Raw genomic sequence first — 22,243 nt, 5'->3', positions numbered from 1 at the left:
CAGACGCCGGAGGGTGATAAATGCGGCGCGCACTTCCCATCTTTGGGCAATGGATATGGTCCTGATGAAAGCTAGGCCATGACAAATGCGGAAGGCGGCGAGCGTCCGCGCAAGATCGTCCACATCGACATGGACGCCTTTTATGCGTCGGTCGAGCAGCGCGACAATCCCGAGCTGCGCGGCCTGCCGGTTGCCGTCGGCTATCCTGCCGCCCGTGGGGTCGTGGCGGCCGCGAGCTACGAGGCACGCAAGTTCGGCGTTCATTCGGCAATGCCTTCGGTAACCGCGCAACGGAAATGCCCCGACCTCATCTTCGTCAAACCCCGCTTCGAGGTCTATAAGGCCGTCTCGTTGCAGATCCGCGCGATCTTCGCCGAATACACGCCGCTGATCGAACCGCTCTCACTCGACGAGGCCTACTTGGACGTCACCGAAAACCTGAAGGGCATGGAGATCGCCACCGAGATTGCAACGGAGATCCGCGCGAAGATCAGAGAGGTCACCGGCCTCAATGCGTCGGCCGGGATTTCCTACAACAAGTTCCTCGCCAAGATGGCGTCCGACCTGAACAAGCCCAATGGTCAGGCCGTCATTACGCCGAAGAACGGGCCAACCTTCGTCGAGGCTCTCCCCGTCAAGAAGTTTCATGGTGTCGGCCCGGCGACGGCTGAAAAGATGCATCGGCTCGGGATCGAGACCGGCGCCGATCTGAAGCAGAAGACGCTAGAGTTCCTGGTCGACCATTTCGGGAAGTCGGGACCCTATTTCTACGGAATTGCCCGCGGCATCGACAATCGCCAGGTGAAACCGGACCGGGTGCGGAAGTCCGTTGGTGCGGAAGACACGTTCTCTGAGGACCTGCATTCCTACGACCAGGCGCGAGAAGGGCTGCAGCCGCTGATCGAGAAGGTATGGGGTTACTGCGAGGCCAATGAGATCGGCGCCAAAACCGTCACTCTGAAGGTCAAATATGCCGACTTCAGCCAGATCACCCGCAGCAAGACCGTTATGGCACCTCTGCCGGCAATCAAGGATCTCGAGGAGGTGGTCGACCTGCTGCTGGCGCCGATTTTCCCGGCGCGCAAAGGCATTCGCCTGCTCGGCGTCTCGCTGTCGTCGCTGGAGCGGCAGGCCACCCGAGCGGAGCCACAATTGCGCCTTGCCCTTTAGATCGCCAGCATTTGCTGGGCGGGAGCGGCTCCATGGCGTCTGATCCGAAATGTTCCTGGCGGCAACGGTCGCAGGATTTCGTCTTCAGCCACCAGTCCGTCAAGCCAGGCCATCCTTTGATCCCGTGTCAGCACCGCCATCTGCCGATCGTGAAACGGCGCGATATCGGCGTTCGCCTCGATCGTCAGGATGGCGTAGGCCTCAGGCCAAGCGTCGGTTTCCGGCCGCCAGATCCCCGCGAAATAGAACCAGTCGCCATTGGCGAGCGAAAAGCTGAAGCTCTTATGGCGAAATTCTGACGCCGGCACCAGGCAGCGGTGGGTCGGGAACGTCCGTCCCTCGGATCGTACGACGTTCACAGCGCGAGGACCGCCGTCTCGAGGACGCAGGCCCCAGGCCAGTTCCACCATCTCCACATCGCCATCATGGCGTCTGATCACGACGCGCCGCTCATCGAGCGGGGCATCGGATCGAAAAACGGTCGCGTTCATAATAGGAAGAACATATCAGGAACGAGCGCCCACGGCAATCGTGTAGCCGTCATCGTAAGAATGTTCGGAAACTGCTATTCTAACTCGATGCGCTCAGTTGAAACCGAATTTCAGATGGTCCCACGGCACGTCCGAGATGGGACCACCATTCTCGAGCCTCAAACAGCACTCATCAAAAGATTCGCCGATTTCCCAACGAAGCAAGCCGAAGAGCTGCTCGTCCTGGTGCAATCGAAGCATATATTGCATCTGAAGCGGCTCGGTGGCGAGTTGACCTGCTTGCGTAGAACAGGAGGCCCAATGTGCAATGATTATCGCCTGATGGTGGATGTCGCCTCGATTGTCGAGGACTTCGCCGACCTCAAGATCAAGATCCGCTTCGGCGAAGGCACGCCGAACATCGAGGCACGTGAGGACATCAAGATCACCGATAGCGGCCCGATCGTCCGGACCATCGAAGGGGTCCGTGACGAGGGTGAGCTCGTGCAGCGGCGCTGGAGCTGGCCCGGGCCAAACAAGCGGCCGGTGTATAATTTCCGCTCGGAAGGACGGGAGTTCACGTCCAATCGCTGCCTGATCGTCGCCGATGGCTTTTACGAGTTCACCGATCCGAAGGACCCGAAAAAGAAGCGCAAGGACAAGTGGTTATTCACCAAGAAGAATGAGCCGATCTTCTGTATCGCCGGCATCTGGCGCGAAACGCCGGAGGTCGGGCAAGCCTTCACCATGCTGACGATGGAGCCTGGTCCCGACATTGCCCCATATCATGATCGACAGATCGTCATCCTGGAGCACAGCGCCTGGGCCGGCTGGCTCGATCCGACCGTTCCGGCAAAGTCGCTGATCAGGCCGCTCGCGGCCGGCACTCTCGCTGTGGAACAGGTTGGGTGATCCCGACGGCAGCCTTCGCATCTCGCTTCACCCGGCTGCAACCGGTCTGTTACCCGTTCCGCAAGTGCCCCGCATAGACTGCGTACTGGCACCAGAGATGCCGGTCTGATCGCCCCTTTCCGCGGGCATGCTGTTGAATTTCAGTTATGTCCACGGAGTTGGCGTTCGCAGTGCCAGCATCGCGTGAGTAATCCCTACAGTCACTCGGTCCAAGGACTCGACTCTTCAGATCCCGTCTGATGCACTGTCGGTATGACCAAGCCACCGGGAAAAAGAACGCAACCCCTGTTGGGCGTCGCCGAAGCGCCGCTTCGAAGCCGTGCACGAAAACCGCGTGATCCAACGCAGCCGGTACTGCCGTTTGACCCGATGCCAGATCGCATTGAGCCATGTCTGGCGCTGCTAGTATCGAAACCTCCAAAAGGCACGGAATGGATCTACGAGGTGAAATGGGACGGGTATCGTCTCGCGATCCACGTCGAGCCGACGCGAGTCCGCGTCATCACTCGCGGTGGCCATGATTGGACGCATCGGTTCCCGTCGATCGCGCAGGCGGCGTCTCGGTTTGGCGGAACGATGATCCTCGATGGCGAGGCCGTCGTGCTCGATGAACAGGGCCGCTCCGATTTCGGAGGCCTGCAGCAGGCGCTCGGCGGCCGGGGTGGCAAGCGAAGTGCCGCTGAAGCGATCTTCTTCGTCTTCGATATCCTGTATCTAGACGGGCATGATCTACGGCGAATGACTTTCTCCGAGCGCCGGCAGATGCTCGAGAGCGTCATTCCAGCCGAGGCTCTCGGCGCCATCCGGCTTTCCGAAGCGATCGAGGCCGACGGCGACGAGTTGTTCGCTTCGGCCTGCGAGCACGGGCTCGAAGGGCTCATCGCCAAGAAGCTCGACTCGCCCTATCGATCGGGTCGTCTCGGTGACTGGCTCAAGATCAAATGCGTCCAAAGCGACAGCTTCTTTATCATCGGCTATGAGCCTTCCGCGGCGGCGCGGGGTGGCATTGGAAGATTGCTGCTCGCGGCCTATCAGGGTAACGATCTCGTCTACGTCGGCGGTGTAGGCACTGGTTTCAAAGAACGCGAGACAATCCGTCTTCGGGAGGATCTCGACAAGATCAAGACGGCGAAGCCGCCGGTGGAGCTTAAGCGCAAGGGCGCGATCTGGGTTCAACCGACTCTGATCGCTGAAATCGAGTATCGGGCTTGGACCGATGACGGTAAGCTTCGGCACCCCTCATACAAGGGCCAGCGTGAGCGGCAGGATAATGCGTCAGTCTACCGTATTGGCAGGGGACCGACATGAAGGGTATTGTCCCAGACACGCCGCGGAACCCGCGACGCTGTTGATGAGAATCGGACCAGTGGCTCGCTCGTCACATCATTGAAATGATCTTGCGCCCATCGTCTGCGCTGACTGATTCAAGGGACATGAAGATCAAGCAGGCTTAATCGGATTCCGGCTGATTTAAATAAATCAGAACCAAGGCGATGCATACGATAAATCGAAATGCGGCTTGCACACCGTTCCACTGTTGCGATTGCCACATCAGAAACCATTCTGCAGCGACCGTCATGAAGCCGAAGAACCAGACGAAGATCCCAAGCGTCAGTCCCAAAGTTGCCGTTCGCTTCGCTTTTGAGAAAATCTCCCGTGGGAGAGTGGATGCCCTGATGAGCCCAATTGCTCCCCAGACACAGAGTACCCCGGCCGACATCTCTCCGGCAATGATGAGCCAGTAGGCCGCGTGATGCGCGGACGGTGAAGAAATCGAGCGCCACATCAAGTCATTGCCCGGAAATGTGGTATCCATGAGCATGACATGCTGGACGAAATTGAAATTCGATTGATAGTCAAAAATATTGTTCGATGCGACCAGCACACCGAAAAGTCCGATCAAAAGGACGAGAAACGCCTTTGACAAGCGCGTAACATTCATAATTTTCTCCGTTTTTATTCTGAGATGCCGATGACGTCGGGCGTCTGCCAGGCAAGGTGCTGTCCGCCATCGACGGCAATCATTTGGCCCGTGATACTCTCGGCTCGCGCCAGATAAGCAACCGTTTCGGCAACCTGATCTGGGGAACTCCCGCGGCCAAGCGGAACGGCGCCCGATTGGCGTGCAAAGTCATCGTCGCTTTGCCTCACATTGCTGAGCGTCGGACCTGGCCCTACGGCATTTACCCTTATCCGGGGCGCCAGGGCCTGCGCAAAGGTCTTCGTCGCGGTCCAAAGTGCGGCCTTTGCAAGCGTGTATGAGGCGAATTGGGGCGTTAACTTCCAGACTCGCTGATCGATGACATTCACAACCGCACCAACACGGCCTGGCGGCAACTGCCGGGCCAGGTCCCGCATCAAAAACGCAGGGGCGCGAAGATTGATTGCAAAGTGCTCGTCCCATAAAGCCTGATCGAGAGATATGGCCTCATCAGCGTCGAATTTGGATGCATTGTTCACGAGAAGCGTCACGGCGCCCAATTTCGCGGAAGCTTGCGTTAAAAGTGTTTCCACCACCGAGTGATCGGCGAGATCACCCTCGACGAGTTCGGCACGAGCACCCGCATCATTAATACGGCTCGCCAATTCATACGCGGCTTCATTTTTCTTACGAACGTGAATAGCGACTGCGTAACCGTCGGCGGCAAGCCTCTCTGTGATTGCGCGGCCGATCCGGACCGCCCCGCCGGTGACAAGCGCCACCGACCTGGATGTGATAGATTGCGGCCGCTCCATACCTTCACCCGCGCAATAGCTTGAAGGTTTCTGCTCGCAAAGTGGGATCTGTTTCCAAAGTACCGCGTGATACCACGGTCAACGTCTTGCTGTCGGGTGAACGGATGCCCCGCATCGCCATGCACATATGTTCCGCCTCAACAACGGCAAGTACGCCCTTGGGCTCAAGCGCGTCCCACATGGCATCTACAATCTGGGAGTTCAATCGCTCCTGGAGTTGTGGCCGTCTGGCAACGGATTGAACAACTCGGGCGATTTTGCTGAGACCCGTCAAACGTCCGCCGTTCGGTATATAGGCGACGTGAGCTTTACCAAAGAAAGGAACAAGATGATGCTCGCATACTGAGTAGAAGCGGATGTCTTTCACGATGACCATGTCCTCGTGCTGATCATCGCTAAATTGCGTTTGAAGATGGTCCCGTGGATCTTCATTGAGGCCGGAGAAGAGTTCCTCAAACATCTTCGCAACGCGAACGGGGGTATCACGAAGCCCTTCACGTTCAGGATCTTCCCCCGCCGCCGCGAGGATTTGTTTTACCGCTCCGGCTATCGCCGACCGCGCCTCGAGCTGCGCAGACTGCGCGGACGGTATGCCTTTCAAGGATTGTGCTAAGTCAAGATTCATCGGGTCCTCCCGTTTTGCCTGCGGCAAAAGCCGACAATGTGCCGGCTTCCAGCCGCCGATTACACGTCAGAAAAAGTGGATTTCGAGCTTCGATTTGGCGAGAAGCGGCCAATCAATAGAACCGATGCTGAAAACGCCGGGCCAGTAGATCCGCTCCACATTTTCTTCCTCGACCACTGATTGGTTCGTGCAGACATATCGATCGAGATAATCAAAGTCCGTTGGGACGATCGCATCCTTGCCGCCCTCGGTCACATCAAGGATATAGTTGACGTCGGCAGGCTCGTAGAGCTTGATGAGCGGGATTAGATGAGGATGGCCGATCGCTCGCAGCAGGTCGGCAGCAAAATCATTGGCCCTGATCTCGAACTCGGTTCGATCGCGTCTGACTTTATCCGTAACGATACGCGCCTCCTGAACCGCCTTGGCGTCTGCCTGTTCGTAGACGTGCAGGTTGGTGTTCTCGAAGGTGTCGTAGATGTATTTGTACCGATCGATACCCATCTTGTCGGCGCGTGAGATGAAGTAATAGTGGCCGAGCGTGTGCAGGATCATGAACAGACGGGAAGGCAACGATATCCCGTCCGAGAAATCGAAAACGCGGCTCTTGATAACCGTCTTAATTCCGAAATTGTGGACCTTGCCGAAGTTCAGCTCAAGGTCGAACAAGGCCATAAGCTTGGAGACAACCGTCTCGTATTCGTTTTCATCGACCATGCTCAGGACGGTCTTGATACGATCCGCCTTCGTCAGCGCCTCAAAAGTCTCCTTTGCCAAAGGCGACGCAACAGAAATGTTCATGGATTTTCTCCTTCCTCTCTCAAAATAATGGGATTTGGTTGTCCACTCAGTCTGCGGACGGCTTGATCAGTGCGATGAGAAGTGCGGTTCCGGCGGATAGCGCCCCAAAGACGCAGGTTCCGGTCCATCCAAATCTCGAAAAGGCGAGGCCTGCAGCGCCGGCACCCAACGAGCCGCCGAGGAGCATCGTTGCCATGAAGATCGTATTGAGACGGCTGCGTGCAGTCGGATCCAGCGCATAGACCCGTGCCTGGTTGGCAACTTGGGAGGACTGCACGCCGAGATCCATAACGATCACGCCGATAATCAACGCGACGATCGATCCCTGTATGGCGATGAAGGACACGAAAGCAGCCACGACAATGGCCGCTCCGAGCGCGATTACAGCCTTGGGTCCTCGTCTATCGGCAAACCGGCCGGCGACGGGTGCTGCCATTGCCCCACCGGCACCGACCAGCGCAACCAGTCCCACCCATGACGAACCCAGCTGAAAGGGCTCCCGAGCAAGGTGCAAAGCCAGGTTCGACCAGAAGCCGAGGAACGACGCAAAAATCAGCGCTTGAATGATAATGGCACGACGCAGAAGCGCGTGTGTGCGTAACAGGCTCCACAACGATGCGATGAGATTGAAATAGCTAACATCAGTTGTTGGGACGACCCGCGGCAGCATTAACGCCAGTGCAAGGCCAATTAGGGTCATCAGCAGGGCTGCAACCCAGAACATTATATGCCAATCCCACAGGTCCGTAACGAATCCACTCAGCACTCTGGACAGCAAAATGCCGATCAGGATTCCGCCGGTGACTGTCCCGAGCACCTGCCCCTTCATCTTCGCCGGCGCGATATGCACGGAAAGCGGCACCAACTGTTGCGCGACGGTTGCGAAAAGACCGACAAAGAAGCTTGCGATGACGAGCCACTCAAATGAGTTTGCCAGCGCAGCGCTGATCAGCGCAACGACAAGCGCTGTTATGGTGACCAAGATGAGGAGCTTGCGCTCAATGCGATCACCCAAAGGCGCGATGAACAGGACGCCGATTGCATTGCCGAATTGAGTCAGGACTGGCACCAGCGCCACGGTTGCCGCGGCCAGGCCGAAATCGCTCGAGAGCCGGCTCAACATAGGCTGATTATAATAGCTGTTGGCGACCGACAGTCCGGCCGCCGTCGAAAGTGCGACAAGCAAGCTACGACTCAGCGTCGGCGTCGGCGAAATTTCCAGTGATCCTGCGGGATAATTCATTTCCGACGCCTGCCTTGTCTGACCGCGCAGCCGAGCTTTTGCCCGGTTGGCCGGGCAGCTCGGATGCGCAAAACATCATTTCGAGATTTGGTTTGCGACGGGCAAAGAGATGCACGAAATGGTTGCGGCGAGCAAACAAGTTCTCTTGCAGGTGAAATTAGTTTTGCTAAACTCCGGCCCATGGGGCTACAGATTTCATTGGTTTCTCTTCGAACATTTGTTGAAGTCGCGCGCTGCGGAAGCATGAAGGATGCTGCGCGAAATTTGGGCGTCACTCCGGGCGCCGTGAGCCAGCAAATCAAGATCGTGGAGGACCGCCTGGGTGCTACGCTATTTGAGCGTGCCAGCAAGGATCTGCATTTGACGGCGGAGGGAGCACGCCTGATAGAGGCGCTTAATATGCCTTTCCAACAGATCCAGGACGCTGTTGAAGACTTCGATCACCGCAAGCCGAAGCGCAACACGCTTGTCGTCACGACCGTACCGTCTTTCGCGTCATCCTGGCTCGTTCCCCGGATAGGCAAGTTCTCGAAGCTCTATCCCGATATCGAGGTAAAAGTAGACAGTTCAGTCGCCTTGGTTGACCTGCGTCACGAGCCGTTCGACGTCGCGATCCGCCATGGAAGTGGGAACTATCCTGGCATGTCAGTGACGCAACTCTTAACACCACAGCTGATCGTCGTCGCCAGCCCTGAATTTTTGAGGAGCATACCCTCAATACAGACCCCCGCCGATTGTCTTGCCCACCCACTTTTACAGGATCGTGATCGCGTAGATTGGCCGAGATGGTTTCGCGCTCATGGGATCAATGATACGACGGGCCGAGCTGCACGTGGGTCGAGCTTTTCTGACGATTCGCTTATGATCAAAGCGGCAGTGGCTTCGCAGGGACTGGCCTTGGTTCGCGACATCTATGCCGAGGAAGCTATCAGCTCGGGGCTTGTAAGGATCCCGATCGCAGCATCGCTGGGAACCCCTCTTTCCTATTATTTTGTTACACGGACGCAGGACGCGCAAAAACCGCGGATCCAGGCCTTCAGGAACTGGCTGCTCAGTGAGATAGCAAGCAGGCCAGCGCTAGTTCAGGTCGAACCAACTTTTCGCCTGCCCGAAAACGCCACCCAAGTGGCAACCTGACTTGAGGGCGTTCGCTTGGGCGGAGTTGGATTTTACGACTCTGCGATGGCCGACGAAGCGATAGTTGTCTTAGTTGCTCCTGACGGGAGCAGGACGTTAATGCAATCCAGTTGCAGTTGAAGGGAGTAGAACCCCTGACCTCTCTGATCGATCGGCGCCGCGACGCACACCCAGCAAATATCGGCGCGTATTCGCGAGGCGCCCACAAGCAACCAAAGAACTCAGCGTCTCTCAGACTGCCAGACTTGTCATGAACAATGGCGACGTCCAGACACGGGATTGATCCCGCTGTCTCGCTGTCAGGAAAAGCGGATGTTCGCGTCCATCCTGCAATCCGAGTTCGGCAATTGGTATCTCGCCTGAGAGATCGCGCGGCAAGGGACTATCGGTGACGCGCTCCAACAGAAGCCTGAGTTCGACTCCCGGAAGATCGACCGAGATGGAGCCCTTTGCGATTATCTCGTGTCCGCTTGCCTCCAGCGACACCTGGGGCGCATGCACATGTGGCGGCGGCTGCAGCGAATCTCCGATCTTGCTGTAGCCGTGGAGCTTGGCGGCGATGACGATGCGCGCGTCGCGCAGGTCGGAAAGCTTAAGTTCGATTCCGTCGACGTCGCCATGTGTCGCCGTCCTGAAGCCGAGCGTGCCGAGCCCAGTGCGCCACACGCTTTGCTCGGGATGATCGAAACCGACCCCGTGCACGTCCAGAAGCGCTGCACCGGTCACAGCCACCTCGCCGCTCCAATAGGCAGCGCGATAGCGATCCTTGATGCGCGCCCCGCCGAAGCGTATCCGCACACTCCGCTCACTAAGCCCCGTTTCGGCGTGCAGATCGCGCCGCCACACGGCGCGATCGCCATCAAAAAGCTGAACCTCCTCCCAGCCGGCGTGCCCGAGCAGGCGGTAAGAGAGCGGCTCTTCAGACTCGGCGCTGAACACCTCACCCATCAAATGTTTTCCTTGCGACAGTGAGGCGAAACTGCGTTCGCCGGTCGTCGCAAAAGTGCGCCTCGCTCGAAGTGCGCTGCCAACGCCGGCACGGTCGAAACGCTCGGCGATGACGCCGGTGAGCCCGCCACGCGCACCGAAGGTTCCGGTGGCCGGTGCACCACCGCCACAGCGGCCCTGATGCTCATCGCTTGCAGCGGAAGCGCCGACCCTATATCCGCGTGCCAGAGCTTCGATGTAAAGCCAATGAAATTGCCCCCAGGCAGAACCGACCTCGATGAGTCGTTCCAGCTCCGGATGGTTCCAGTCCAGTATGCAGCGCCTGCCACCCACATGCGGGATCAACAAATGGCCTTCCGGATCATCCTCATAGGCTGCATAGAGCCGGTCCACGGGCCAGATACCGGGGCGGATGGCTCCCGCCGTCGTCTCATTCCATTCGAAAGAGCGAAGGGAGCCCCCCTTCTCGTCAAATGGAAACCGGGGCTTGCCGTCGCGCAGAAAGACGACGTTGCGGTCGCCGCCAGCAGCGGAGTTGCCGCACCATTCGGTACCCGGGTAGCAGACAAAGCGACCCGGCTCGTTAAGATCGTGGATGATCTCCACGGCCTTGTCCCAATTCGCCTCGGTGATGTTGAAGTCGTTGACAGTGTAACCCACCACGTCAAGCCCGGCGATGTCGCGTCCGTAGGTGAGATTGTAGGTCGCGTCGTTGGTGCCCACGGTGTCGTCGGAATGGACGTGCAGATCGGCATAGAGAGGGCGCAAAGCGCCGTCTTCGCTCTGTACATAGGCGACGCCCGCGACGACAGAGGGTTGGCCGTTCAGCCATGCTTCCAATTTCCACTCGCCGGCTTCGGCGAAGGAAAGGCCGGAAATCCGTGCGAATGTCCAGCCTTCCGCGGCAAATGCCACTGGCTCCGTCCGTTGCCGCCCGTCCGGGGCGGTGACGACGAGCGCACCCTGCAGGTCGCGACCATGGCAAGTGTTGCCCCATATATCGTCGACGCGCACGATAGCGTCGAAGAATTGGCCGAGGCCAACCAGCCGCGGCGCGATGACTTGAAGGGCATGAGGCTCGCCGGCCGAAATTTCCAGTTTGCAGTCGCCTGGCACTTCTGCAAATTTCGAGCTGCCCAGCGGATCGACGAACAGCCGGAAACGGAATGCCCTCTCCACGAAAGTCTGGACACGGGTACCCGCACCGCCCTGCCGCCGATCGCCCAGGCGGATGACGATCCTGTCGCCGGGATTGAGATAGCCGTCGACGATGTCAATGATGACAGCCTTCTGGAAGGGACGTTCGTGTCCTTTCTGGTCGAAACGCACTTTCAGTGCTTGAACTGTGCCCGGGCTTTGCCCCGAAACCAGAGGACCGGCGTGATATTCGGCGGAAACATAGTTTGCGCCCGCTGGGTTCGTTGTTTGGAACAGCGCCCAGTCGGAATAGAACTTGAAAGCGAGCTTCAGCCATGCTCCGTCCGCGAGGCCGACGGCACCGACCTCATAAACGAGCTCCAGTTCGGTCCACTCACCCGCCGTCAGCGTCTGCCTCTGACAGGTCAGACGACCGAGGAAGGGCAAAGTATCGAAATGATCGGCAAGGCCCGTCGGAGAATGGGCGCTGGCTTGAAACGTCTTGTGCGGCAAAATCTCTGTCATGGGAAACGTCCGTTATTGTCCGCGCCAGCCTTCGTAGCGGCGCTCTATCCGTCGAAACACGAGGCTTTCCATCAGCCACGCGGTAAGTCCTATCAGCGCGATGCCGAGAAGCACCTGCGCCGAGTTGCCGAGCTGGCCGCCCATGGCGACCATCCAGCCGATACCTTGAGATGCCCCGATCATCTCGGCCGCCACAAGCGCCCGCCATGCCTGCGCAAAACCGATGCGCAATGCAGCCGTGAGGAAAGGAAGAGAGGCGGGAAGATAGACGTGGGCCAGCAATTGCAACCGTCTGGCTCCCAATATGCGCGCTGCACGCACCTCGCCGCTGTTGGTGGAAAGCACGCCTTCCTGAACTGTCACGGCCATCGGAAAGGCCGATGCGATGAAGATGACGACGGCGATGGAGAGATATCCGAGGCCGAAGAAAATCAGCGACAGCGGCGCCCAGGCGATCGGTGGGATGGCCATGAAAAGACCGAGCAGCGGCTGGGCGAATTCGCGAAACGGCCGCCAAAGCCCGGCGGACACGCCGATGAGCACGGCAGCTACGACGGCCGCGCCGAAGCCGCCGAATTCCCGCAACAAGCTCGCCATGATCTGGCGGCCCAACTCGCCCGACCGGATCCAGCGGAGCCCTTCGGCCGCCACGTCCCAAGGCTGCGGCAGCACATAGGAGGGAACGCGGCTTGCCGCGAGGCACCACACCACAAGCAGAAACGGAAGCGCTGCCCAGCGCCAGGACGGTTGCGGAAAACGCAGCCGCGCTGCCAACTTCTTCATCGATCGGATCTCATCGTTGAGCGGCCGCTTTCGCGGCGAAGCTGTCGTCAATGATGTCGGCGACATTCAAGCGCTTGTCGAGAAAACCGAGGTCGACGGAGTAGTCGATGAGCCGCTGGATGAAGGCACGGTCGGACGGCTCGATTTCAGCGGACCACCCAAGCCGCTTCCTCGCTTCCGCGACGATCGCTTCCGGCGGTACGACGCTTCCGTCAGCGGCCTTGAGGGCTTCCAGCTTGAAGCTCCGGGCGATGATCCGGTCGGCCTCCTCAGGATGCTCTCGCAGAAAGGCAATGGCCTTCGAATTCGCCCGCAACAGTTTCACGAGATCGTCCGGGCGTTCCTTAAGGGTCTTGTCGGGCGCTGCCACGACATACCAGGGATAACCGGGCAGAGCTCCGTTCACGTCGAAGACGACACGGCCTGCACCGCGGAGCACCGATTGGCTGATAAAAGGTTCCCATAAAAAGGCTGCATCGACGACGCCTGTATCGAGAGCGGCGTTCATGTTTCCGACGGGCATTTGCGACAACGCAAGATCCGTGTCCGGGCTGAGGCCGGCGGCCTCTTTCAGAACGTAGCCGCGCAGCAGCACGTCCATGCCGCTACCCCTGTTGACGCCGGCAAGCCTCTTGCCCTTAAGGTCGGAAAGCGCGTGGACAGGGCCGTCCGCCTTTGCGATCACCGCTGCCTGACCATAGTTGACCTTGGCGATGATCTTCGCGTCGAGACCGCGTGCTGCCCATTGATAGACCGGGGGCGCTCCGATATAGGCCACGTCGATTTCGCCTCCGGCCACGGCCTGCTGGATGACTGGACCATCGCCGAAACCCTTGAGCTCGACGTTCAAGCCCTCGTCCCGAAAATAGCCTTTCTCCTCGGCGATCAGGGCAGGCGCATTCGCCATCGCCTGGACCCAGCCAATGCGAAGCGGCCGCGGATCCTCGGCATGGGCAGGCAGAGCCGCCGCAAGAGCGAGAAGAACTGCAGGCAGAATGTGTTTCATCGGATGCTCCCCTTCAGGTAACTGGTTGATTGCTGGTCATGACCTTGGCGATTTCCTCGCCGAGCCGTTCGCGCAGCTGCGCGAAGAGCGGATTGGCTCTCGTGCCACGCTGATCGCGAGGACGCGGCAGATCGATCGCCAGTTCGGCGGTGATGCCCGCCGGCGGCAGCCCGAGGACGAGGACCCTGTCGGCGAGATAGATCGCTTCATCGATGTCATGGGTGATGAAAAGCACGGTCTGGCCCAAGCTCGACCAGATGCGAAGCAGTTCGTCGTTAAGGGCCGCGCGCGTCATGGCGTCGAGCGCTGCGAATGGTTCATCCATCAGCAGAAGGCGCGGCTCGAGTGCCAGTGAGCGCGCCAGCGCAACCCGTTGACGCTGGCCGCCCGACAATCGGTGAGGCGGCTCATGCGCCTGCTCTTCCAGACCGACGAGCCGCAGAAAATGCAGCGCGACGGCTCGCTGCTCCTGCGGAGAGCCACGGCGATTCATGCGCAGGCCAAAGCGGACGTTTTCCAGGACGCTCAGCCAAGGGAAGAGGTTCGGCGACTGAAATACATATCCGAGAACCGGATGCTCCGGCACAACAGGCGCACCATCTATGGTGATATGCCCCGATTGCGGGCGCAGGAAGCCGGAAAGAAGATTGAGGAGCGTAGACTTGCCGCAACCGGACGGGCCGAGGATCGCCACGAATTCTCCCGGCCGAGCCTTCAGCGAAAACCGTTCGAATATGCCGCGTCGGCTTCCGGGATAGGCGAAAGCCGTACCGTCCACCGAAAAGGCGGCGCCGGATGAAATCTGCCTTGAGGTAGCTGGAGATGCCATGTTGCCTTGGGACGCCCCTGGATTGGAGTTGCCCCAATTTCTAATACATTATAATACATGTTATCAACGTGAAGAGTTCCCCTTGTCCGGCAACAAAAGGGAAAGCTATTCCAAAGCTTCGCAGCTCCGTGGTCTTTTCGACCCAATGGAAAAATAGATGAACCTCATACGGAACAACCCGGTGGCAATGTACCTGCAGATCGCCGATCGCCTTCGTGCCGAGATTACCGGAGGCGCCTACGAGCCGTCAGGCCGGCTCCCGTCGGAATCGCAGATCATGGCACGCTTCACGGTCAGTCGCGTCACCGTCCGGCTGGCACTCGAACGGCTTGATAAGGATGGGCTGATCGAACGTCGGAAAGGCAAGGGCACTTTCGTGGCCGGCAAGCAGGTGCGCCATCAGATCGATACGCTGCGCAGCTTTCATGAATCGCTGAAAGTCCAAGGCTTCGATGCCACGATGCGGATCGTCGAGTTGACCGCCATCGAAACACCATCTGCTTTCATCCCGCTGTTCGGAACGAAATGCGCACTTTTGGAACGCCTTCACATTGTGGATGACGAGCCGATTGCCTTGGGCCGAAGCCTCTTGCCGGCCTTCATGTCTGAAGTGGAGCGAGAGATCGCTGAACAACGTCCGACGTATGCACTTCTCAAAGACAAAGCCGGCGCCGACATTGTCTCCGCCGAGATTGCGATCGGGGCGCGTGCTGTCTCGCCTCGGATAACATCGCTGATTGGAGCGGCGGAAAATGCGGTCCTGCTCGTGCTCGAACGAACCTCCTACTTCGAGAACGGCGCCTGCGCCGAAAAGTCTGAATTCTTTATTCGACCGCAGCGCTACAAGTTTGTTCTCGGCAATCGAATGCTCAGTTAGGACCGGCGCCTAGCTGAATCAGGCAGCCAACACACCAATCGAACTATCAAAGCAAAAACATTCCCGGCGAGCCGCGCAAAGGGAACGACCTGTCTTTCTCTTCTCGGCTGAGGCGCATAAAAGCCCTTAAAGTAGCTCGCACGTCAAAGCGTACCGATTAAGAAGGCTCCCTTAAACAGTTCCATGAAAGCATCGATATCAGATCACATTCTTGCGTCAGCCGGCGCACTTTTCTACCGCGAGGGCATTCGCGCTGTTGGCATTGACCGGATCATCGACGAAACCAAGATCGCCAAAGCGACGCTCTATCGGCATTTCCCGTCAAAGGACCATCTCGTCGCCGCCTATCTTCAGGACCGTCATGAGCGCGTCGTCCGCTCTCTTGAAGAAGTCTTAGACGAGGCAGCCAATCCACGGGATCAGCTCAAGCTCGTCTTTGAGCGGTTGCATGAGAAGGCTGATAGCCCTGAATTTCGAGGATGTGCGTTCGCTCTGGCGGTGGCCGAGCACGGCGATTCCGAACGTGTCGTTACCGTCGCACGTGCCCACAAGGCCGCCGTCAGCCAAATGTTTCGCGCGCTCATGGCGAGGGCGAATGCCGCAGCACATCAGCCGGCTGCTTATCTTGCCCTCCTTTACGAAGGAGCGCTGGCGACAGTCGCAGTTGGCCGCGATCCCCAAGCCGTGCTGACCGCCAGAGACTGCGCTCTTTTCGTTTTCGACGCCGCACTTTCCCCGATCAAGGACGCTGAACAGGCATAGTATGACAAAAGCAATTGACTACTTCTTCGGCATCGGTTCGCCTTGGTCCTTCATCGGCCTCGATGCTTTTTCCGAACTTGCGGAAAGGCACGGAGCTTCGATCCGCCCGCACGTCATCTCTGTTATAGAGGATAATGGCGGTATCTATTCGCGCAACCGGCCCGAGGCGCGGCGCGCCTACTGGACCAAAGACCTTAAGCGCTGGGCGGCATTGCGCGGCAAGACGCTCAACTTCGAAAATCGATCCGCCCTTTCCGATCCGACTCCCGCGGGCTTCATGGTGATTGCCGCCATCGAGGATGGCCTGGACTGGCTGAAGCTGACGCGCGCTCTTCAGGCGGCCTTCTGGACGAACGGCGATGATATCGGCCGAAGCGAAATCCGCCAGGCTGTTGCCCAAACGGCAGGCTTCGATGGGACAAAGCTCGAAGAACGAGCCTGGTCGGAGGCGATCCAGTCAGTCTGGCGATCCAATATAGAAGGCGCCAAGAGCGCAGGCATCTTCGGCCTTCCGACGTTTCGCTACGAGGACGAGCTCTATTGGGGACAGGACAGCCTGCCGTTTCTGGAACGCCATCTGAATGGCGAGAAGATCGCCGTCTGACACCAACGGACTGGGTGCAAGCACGCATCGCGTCTCATCATGCGAGATCTTCTCGCCGCCAGCACTGCTGACAGAGGAACTGAGAAATGGGCGCCCTATCCGCTGAGCTATCCGATCAGCTGCTGTCGATGTTCGGCAATCGCTTCTCGACATCAAAGGCGCTACGCGAACAGCATGGACGCGGCGAATCCCATCATATTCCGGCTGTCCCAGACGCTGTTGTGTTTGCGGAAAGCACGGACGAGGTCGCCGAGATCGTTCGGCTCTGCGCGGCCGAATACGTGCCCGTCATCGCCTTTGGCGCGGGCACGTCGCTCGAAGGCCATCTGACGGCAGTCCGCGGCGGCATTTCCATCGATCTTTCGCAGATGTCGCAGATCATTCGCGTCAGTGCCGAAGATCTCGATTGCACCGTGGAGGCCGGCGTCACGCGCGAACAGCTCAACGCTTATCTGCGCGATCAGGGCCTGTTCTTCCCGATCGACCCAGGTGCCAACGCTTCGATTGGCGGCATGGCAGCGACCCGTGCATCGGGCACCAACGCCGTGCGCTATGGCACCATGCGCGAGAACGTGCTCTCGCTGACTGTTGTGCTGCCGACAGGTCAGGTCATTCGCACGGGCGGAAGGGCGCGCAAATCATCGGCTGGCTATGACCTGACACGCCTCTTCGTCGGCTCTGAAGGCACGCTCGGCATCATCACCGAGGTGACGTTGCGGCTGCGGGGCATCCCCGAAACCATTTCGGCGGCCCTTTGTTCGTTCGAGAGCGTGGAGCAAGCGGTCAACGCAGCGATCGCGATCGTGCAGCTTGCCATCCCGGTCGCCCGGATGGAACTGATGGACCGTGGCCTGATTTCCGCCACCAACGCTTATTCCGGTCTCTCTCTCAAGATTGAAGATACGCTCGCCTTCGAGTTCCACGGGTCCCCTGCCTCGGTTCAAGAGCAGGTCGAATTGGTCGGAGAAATCATAAGGGATCACGGTGGCAAGGACTTCGAATGGGCCAATGCGCCGGAAGAACGAAACCGCCTCTGGAAAGCCCGCCACAACGCCTTCTACGCGGTCGTCTCGCAACGGCAAAATGCCAGGGGCTGGTCGTCCGATGTCTGCGTTCCGGTATCGGAACTCAGCGGCTGCATTCTCAAGACGCGCACGCTGTTGCAGGACTGCAGTGTTCCGGCCGCCATTCTCGGCCATGTCGGCGACGGCAACTATCATGTGGTCTTCGCCGTGGATCCGGAAAACGAAGCGGAGCTTGCGGAGGTCGCGGCCATCAACAAGAAGATGGTAGAACACGCAATCTCCGTCGGCGGGACGTCGACCGGAGAACACGGCGTCGGCACAGGCAAGATCGGCTATCTGCGCCAGGAACACGGAGACGCGGTCGAACTGATGGCCCTGCTTAAGAACGCCATCGATCCCAAAGGCATCATGAACCCCGGCAAGATCCTGCCGGCGTAAGTGCTGCCGATTTTTCCACCCTTGCCGCGGGAGACGGTGCGATGGACGGCTTCAAACCCCACAGCTCTCATTGGGGCGCATTCTATGGACGGGATCAAGGCGAAGCGCTCGAAATCCGTCCGCATCCCGCCGACCCTCACCCATCTCCCCTGCTCGGCAACCTGCCCGCAATCGCCCATAGCCCCGCCCGCATCCGGCGCCCGGCCGTCAGGCGCGGATGGCTTGAACGCCGGCCCGACAATGCCAGGAAACGTGGGAGCGACGGCTATGTCGAGGTCAGCTGGCCCGAAGCGCTCGATCTTGTCGCCAACGAGCTTCGCCGGGTTCACGCCGAAGCCGGGCCGCAGGCCATTTTCGGCGGCTCGTATGGTTGGTCCAGCGCCGGGCGATTTCATCACGCGCAAAGCCAGATCCACCGCTTCCTCAACATGCTCGGCGGATATGTCAGATCGGTCAATACTTACAGTTCGGGCGCGGCGATGGTCATCATTCCGCATGTGCTCGGCCCCTATGATCATTTCGACCGAAAGAGCGTCACCTGGGAAGCGATCGAACGCAGCAGCGAACTGATCGTTGCCTTCGGCGGCATGGCGGTGAAGAACACCGATGTCCATGGCGGCGGCATTAGCCGGCACGTCGTGCGCCCGGCGCTGAGCGGTGCCCGTGCGCGCGGTGCGCGCTTCGTGCTCATAAGCCCGCTCAAGGACGACATTGCCAGTGATCTCGATGCCGAATGGCTGCCGGTCACCCCTGGAACCGATGTCGCGCTCATGCTGGCGATCGCCTTCGTCCTGGTCAGCGAGGGACGGCACAACAGGGAGTTTCTCGACCGCTATACGACAGGCTATCCACGCTTCGAGGCTTATCTACTGGGGCGCGAGGATGGCGTCGAGAGGAGCCCGCAATGGGCAGCCGGAATCTGCGGTATCGCTGCCGATACGATCGTGGATCTGGCGCGGCACATGGCCAATGTCCGGACACTGATCACCGTCAGCCACTCGCTGCAACGCGCCGACTATGGCGAACAGCCGGTCTGGATGGGAATCGTGCTGGCGGCCATGCTCGGCCAGATCGGCCTCGATGGCGGCGGCTTTTCCTATTCGCTTGGTGCGCTCGGCAATATCGGCAAGCGCCAGCTCGCCGTTCCCCTGCCGACGCTCAAGCAGTTCCACAATCCGGTGCCGGATTTTATCCCAGTCGCACGGATCGCCGACATGCTGCTGAATCCGGGCGAACCGTTCCATTACAATGGCCAGGCTCTGCGCTATCCTGACATTCGCCTCGTCTATTGGGCCGGCGGCAACCCGTTCCATCATCATCAGGATCTCAACAGGCTTCGCCAGGCGTTCAAGAAGCCGCAGACGATCATCGTGCACGAGACGGCATGGACGTCGTCTGCATGCCACGCCGACATCGTCCTGCCCGCGACCACAACGCTCGAGCGCGACGATATCGGTGCGGCCGACCGCGATCCGATGATGATCGCCATGAAGAAGCTGATCGAACCGGTCGGCGAAGCACGCGACGACTACGAGATATTCGCGGATATTGCAGAGCGCCTCGGCAAACGCGGCGAATTCACCGAGAACCGGTCGAGCCGTGAGTGGCTCGCTCTCCTCTTCGAGACCACGCGAACAGCACTCACCGCCGCCGGTCATCCGGCGCCGGATTTCGAAACCTTCTGGGAGAAGGGTGAACTGCTGCTACCGGTAAAGCCTGACGATGGCGGCCCTGCGCGCGCATTCCGGGCCGATCCTGACGCCAATCCGCTGCCGACGCCATCGGGCAGAATCGAAATCTTCTCTGAGGCGATAGAGAGCTTTGGCTATGACGATTGCCGCGGTCATCCGCGCTGGTATGAACCGGACCCGGAGAGAGAGGCGGCGGAGTCCCCCCATCCTCTTTACCTCGTCTGCAACCAGCCCCACTCGCGCCTTCACAGCCAGCTGGACTATGGTGACTTCAGCCGTTCCACCAAGATCGACGGCCGCGAACCGGTGCGCATGAACCCTGCCGATGCGGCAGAGCGCGGCATTTCCGATCGCGATGTCGTCAGGCTGTTCAACGCCCGTGGCAGTTGCCTCGCCGCCGCAGTGATCAGTGAGGATGTAAGACCGGGCGTGATGCAGCTTGCCACCGGCGCATGGTTCGAGCCCGATGATGCTGAGGCTGCGATCGCCATGTGCATTCATGGCAACCCGAACATCCTCACCCGCGACGCCGGCACATCAAAGCTTGCCCAAGGCTCGACGGGCCAGCTGACGAAGGTCGATGTCGAGCGCTTCACTGGTGAACTGCCGCCCGTGCGCATTCTAGACGGAATGACATTCATCGCCGGATAGATCGGCATCACGTAATCTCGCTCGCCGGGCGATCGACGGCCGGAAATCCTGATCCTCGTGCTTCAGATTGCGCTGATAAAATAATCTACGAATTTGGTAGAAAAAGAACAACCAGTCTTTCTCGAAATCGATCCGCTCACATAGGCTCCTGTTCCTAATCAGCCCGGCAACCAAACAGGACCGCTTCATGAACGACCGTTCTTCTCGCCTTCTTCTTCCCCGGCGTCGTCTGCTGACCGCCACCTCTGCACTGGCATTTGCCGCTCTGGTCGCAACAGCTGGTGTAACCCCGGCATCGGCTGAGGACGGCGCGCGTGATGGCGGAGATGTCGTCTTCCTGATCGACTCGCTGGGCGACACCTGGATTCCCAACAACAGTGCGATCTCAAGCTTTCAGGGCCATATCTGGGGTCATGTCACCGACAAGCTTCTTTATGTCGATGCCGACGGCAAGGTCAGCCCGTGGATCGCCGAGCGCTGGGAGCAGAACGACAATGCGACGGAATTCACCCTGCATCTCAAGGGCGGCGTGACCTTCTCCGACGGCAGCCCGCTCGATGCAGCTGCGGTCGTCGCAAATCTCGACATCTGGTATGCGGGACGCAAGAGCGAGGGCATCAACCCGATCGGCCTGTTCCCCAAGACCTATGATCATGCCGAAGCCGTCGACGCGACAACCGTGAAGGTTTTCTTCAAGAAGCCGACGCTGGGCTTCATTCCAACACTCGGCTATCACGGCTCGATCCTTGTTTCCCCGAAGACCATCGCGTCGCCGGCGAGCAGCCAGGCCGATCTCAGCAAGACCTCCGGCAGCGGCCCCTATGTCGTCGAGTCCTGGAAGGAAGGCGACTACGTCAAGCTTACCAAGCGCAAGGATTACAACTGGGGTCCTGCGGCGGTTGGCCAGACAGGTCCGGCCCATCTTGATACGATCACCTACAAGCTGGTGTCGGAACCGTCGCTGCGGGTCGCAGCCGTCCAGTCCGGCCAGGCCGACGTTGCCTATAACGCATCGCCGCAGGAACTCGAGTCCCTCAAGTCGGAAGGCCTCACGGTAGCGACGCCCCGCTATCTCGGCTTCGTCAACGGCTGGGCGATCAATACCAAGCTTGCACCCTATGACGATGTGAAGGTTCGCCAGGCGCTTCAGGCAGGCATCAATCGCCAGGAAATCATCGACACGGTCTATACGCCCGACTGGAAGCTTGCGACCTCGTTCATCCAGAGCAACGTTCCAGGTGCGACCGACCAGAGCGCGCTCCTCGCCTACAATCCTGAAAAGGCAGAGAAGCTTCTCGACGAGGCAGGCTGGAAGAAGGGAACGGGCGGTGTTCGCGCCAAGGATGGCAAGCCGCTGTCGCTGACGCTGAATTCCAACCCCTACCTCGCGACATCGAAATCGATCGATGAGCTGATTGCGCAGCAGCTCGGCAAGATCGGCTGGAAGGTCGATATCCGTGCCTATGACGTCGTCACCTTCGGGCAGAAGGTCAAGTACGGTGGCGCGGGCGTACCGGCATATGAGGTGACGCGCTCCTTCATCGACGCCGGCACCGTCGCCAGCATCCTGACGAATGCCAATAATGGCGAGAACTGGTTTGCGCTCGACGAGAGCGACAAGACCCTCAACGACCTGCGCGACAAGATCGCCGGCGCCGGCTCCATCGAAGCCCGCAAACCGCTGCTCGACGAATTGCAGAGATACGTCCTCGAGCAGGGCTACTTCATTCCGCGAACCCAGATCGTCCAGCGCATCTACGTGCAGTCGCCGAAGCTCAAGGGAGAGGTCTACAACGGCGTCGCCTATGCCAGTTACTACACCGCAACAAAAAGCGAATAGTCCGGCCGTTCAACAGACACAGAGGTGATGGGC

The 22,243-nt window shown here is 59.3% G+C and carries 20 protein-coding genes; 10 read left to right on the top strand and 10 right to left on the bottom strand.

Annotated elements, in window-relative coordinates; translation table 11 throughout:
- Positions 1–78: 78 nt before the first annotated feature.
- Complete coding sequence (gene dinB / locus AAE029_RS21280; RefSeq protein ID WP_371074890.1) at positions 79–1,170, top strand: DNA polymerase IV; 1,092 nt, start codon at positions 79–81, stop codon at positions 1,168–1,170.
- Here the strand turns inward: dinB and AAE029_RS21275 are convergent.
- Positions 1,167–1,664 carry an SOS response-associated peptidase family protein gene (locus AAE029_RS21275; protein WP_371075047.1) on the bottom strand — a complete coding sequence of 166 codons (498 nt, stop codon included), beginning with the start codon at positions 1,662–1,664 and terminating at the stop codon, positions 1,167–1,169. The genes dinB and AAE029_RS21275 overlap by 4 nt on opposite strands.
- A 297-nt stretch (positions 1,665–1,961) precedes the next feature.
- On the opposite strand from AAE029_RS21275, the gene AAE029_RS21270 reads away from it, so the two are divergent.
- A complete protein-coding gene (locus tag AAE029_RS21270; protein WP_371074889.1) occupies positions 1,962–2,552 on the top strand; it encodes an SOS response-associated peptidase family protein in 591 nt (196 codons plus the stop codon).
- A 252-nt stretch (positions 2,553–2,804) separates the two neighbouring features.
- A complete protein-coding gene (ligD, locus tag AAE029_RS21265; protein ID WP_371074888.1) occupies positions 2,805–3,860 on the top strand; it encodes a non-homologous end-joining DNA ligase in 1,056 nt (351 codons plus the stop codon).
- A 142-nt stretch (positions 3,861–4,002) separates the two neighbouring features.
- On the opposite strand, the gene AAE029_RS21260 is transcribed toward ligD, so the two are convergent.
- The 5 genes from AAE029_RS21260 to AAE029_RS21240 all read right to left on the bottom strand — a co-directional run bounded on the left by AAE029_RS21260 (position 4,003) and on the right by AAE029_RS21240 (position 7,957).
- The gene (locus AAE029_RS21260) at positions 4,003–4,437 is read right to left on the bottom strand and encodes a DUF2165 family protein (protein WP_371074887.1); all 435 of its coding nucleotides are present in this window, start codon (positions 4,435–4,437) and stop codon (positions 4,003–4,005) included.
- 71 nt (positions 4,438–4,508) lie between these two features.
- On the bottom strand, positions 4,509–5,288 hold the full coding sequence (locus AAE029_RS21255) for an SDR family oxidoreductase (protein ID WP_371074886.1): 780 nt from the start codon (positions 5,286–5,288) through the stop codon (positions 4,509–4,511).
- A 4-nt stretch (positions 5,289–5,292) separates the two neighbouring features.
- Positions 5,293–5,913 carry a GTP cyclohydrolase I FolE gene (gene folE / locus AAE029_RS21250; protein ID WP_371074885.1) on the bottom strand — a complete coding sequence of 207 codons (621 nt, stop codon included), beginning with the start codon at positions 5,911–5,913 and terminating at the stop codon, positions 5,293–5,295.
- Between the two features lie 66 nt (positions 5,914–5,979).
- Positions 5,980–6,714, bottom strand: a complete 735-nt coding sequence (locus AAE029_RS21245; protein ID WP_371074884.1) for a hypothetical protein — start codon at positions 6,712–6,714, stop codon at positions 5,980–5,982.
- 46 nt (positions 6,715–6,760) lie between these two features.
- Positions 6,761–7,957, bottom strand: a complete 1,197-nt coding sequence (locus AAE029_RS21240) for an MFS transporter (RefSeq protein WP_371074883.1) — start codon at positions 7,955–7,957, stop codon at positions 6,761–6,763.
- Positions 7,958–8,020: 63 nt separating this feature from the next.
- Here AAE029_RS21240 and AAE029_RS21235 point away from each other — a divergent pair, with 63 nt between their 5' ends.
- On the top strand, positions 8,021–9,094 hold the full coding sequence (locus AAE029_RS21235) for a LysR substrate-binding domain-containing protein (protein WP_371074882.1): 1,074 nt from the start codon (positions 8,021–8,023) through the stop codon (positions 9,092–9,094).
- A gap of 231 nt (positions 9,095–9,325) precedes the next feature.
- Here the strand turns inward: AAE029_RS21235 and AAE029_RS21230 are convergent, their stop codons facing one another.
- From AAE029_RS21230 to AAE029_RS21215, 4 genes are read right to left on the bottom strand one after another with little or no spacing between them, the layout of a single operon-like run.
- Entirely contained in the window at positions 9,326–11,704 is a 2,379-nt protein-coding gene (locus AAE029_RS21230) for a hypothetical protein (protein WP_371074881.1), read from the bottom strand.
- 12 nt (positions 11,705–11,716) lie between these two features.
- Positions 11,717–12,487 carry an ABC transporter permease gene (locus tag AAE029_RS21225; RefSeq protein WP_371074880.1) on the bottom strand — a complete coding sequence of 257 codons (771 nt, stop codon included), beginning with the start codon at positions 12,485–12,487 and terminating at the stop codon, positions 11,717–11,719.
- Positions 12,488–12,497: 10 nt separating this feature from the next.
- Entirely contained in the window at positions 12,498–13,493 is a 996-nt protein-coding gene (locus AAE029_RS21220; protein WP_371074879.1) for an ABC transporter substrate-binding protein, read from the bottom strand.
- Positions 13,494–13,506: 13 nt separating this feature from the next.
- Entirely contained in the window at positions 13,507–14,322 is an 816-nt protein-coding gene (locus AAE029_RS21215; RefSeq protein WP_371074878.1) for an ABC transporter ATP-binding protein, read from the bottom strand.
- 157 nt (positions 14,323–14,479) lie between these two features.
- On the opposite strand from AAE029_RS21215, the gene AAE029_RS21210 reads away from it, so the two are divergent.
- The 6 genes from AAE029_RS21210 to AAE029_RS21185 all read left to right on the top strand — a co-directional run bounded on the left by AAE029_RS21210 (position 14,480) and on the right by AAE029_RS21185 (position 22,210).
- The gene (locus AAE029_RS21210) at positions 14,480–15,199 is read left to right on the top strand and encodes a GntR family transcriptional regulator (protein WP_371074877.1); all 720 of its coding nucleotides are present in this window, start codon (positions 14,480–14,482) and stop codon (positions 15,197–15,199) included.
- Positions 15,200–15,382: 183 nt separating this feature from the next.
- Complete coding sequence (locus AAE029_RS21205; RefSeq protein ID WP_371074876.1) at positions 15,383–15,961, top strand: TetR/AcrR family transcriptional regulator; 579 nt, start codon at positions 15,383–15,385, stop codon at positions 15,959–15,961.
- A 1-nt stretch (position 15,962) separates the two neighbouring features.
- A complete protein-coding gene (locus tag AAE029_RS21200) occupies positions 15,963–16,565 on the top strand; it encodes a 2-hydroxychromene-2-carboxylate isomerase (protein ID WP_371074875.1) in 603 nt (200 codons plus the stop codon).
- Positions 16,566–16,651: 86 nt separating this feature from the next.
- A complete protein-coding gene (locus AAE029_RS21195) occupies positions 16,652–18,028 on the top strand; it encodes an FAD-binding oxidoreductase (protein ID WP_371074874.1) in 1,377 nt (458 codons plus the stop codon).
- 41 nt (positions 18,029–18,069) lie between these two features.
- Positions 18,070–20,370 (top strand): molybdopterin guanine dinucleotide-containing S/N-oxide reductase, encoded by a 2,301-nt coding sequence (locus AAE029_RS21190; RefSeq protein WP_371074873.1) that lies wholly within the window; start codon positions 18,070–18,072, stop codon positions 20,368–20,370.
- Between the two features lie 187 nt (positions 20,371–20,557).
- Positions 20,558–22,210, top strand: coding sequence for an ABC transporter substrate-binding protein (locus AAE029_RS21185; protein ID WP_371074872.1), 1,653 nt, complete (start codon positions 20,558–20,560; stop codon positions 22,208–22,210).
- Positions 22,211–22,243 lie beyond the last annotated feature (33 nt).

The sequence above is a fragment of the Sinorhizobium sp. CB7 genome (assembly GCF_041357635.1).
Classification (GTDB): domain Bacteria; phylum Pseudomonadota; class Alphaproteobacteria; order Rhizobiales; family Rhizobiaceae; genus Rhizobium.
This window is presented reverse-complemented; position numbering and strand designations above follow the sequence as displayed.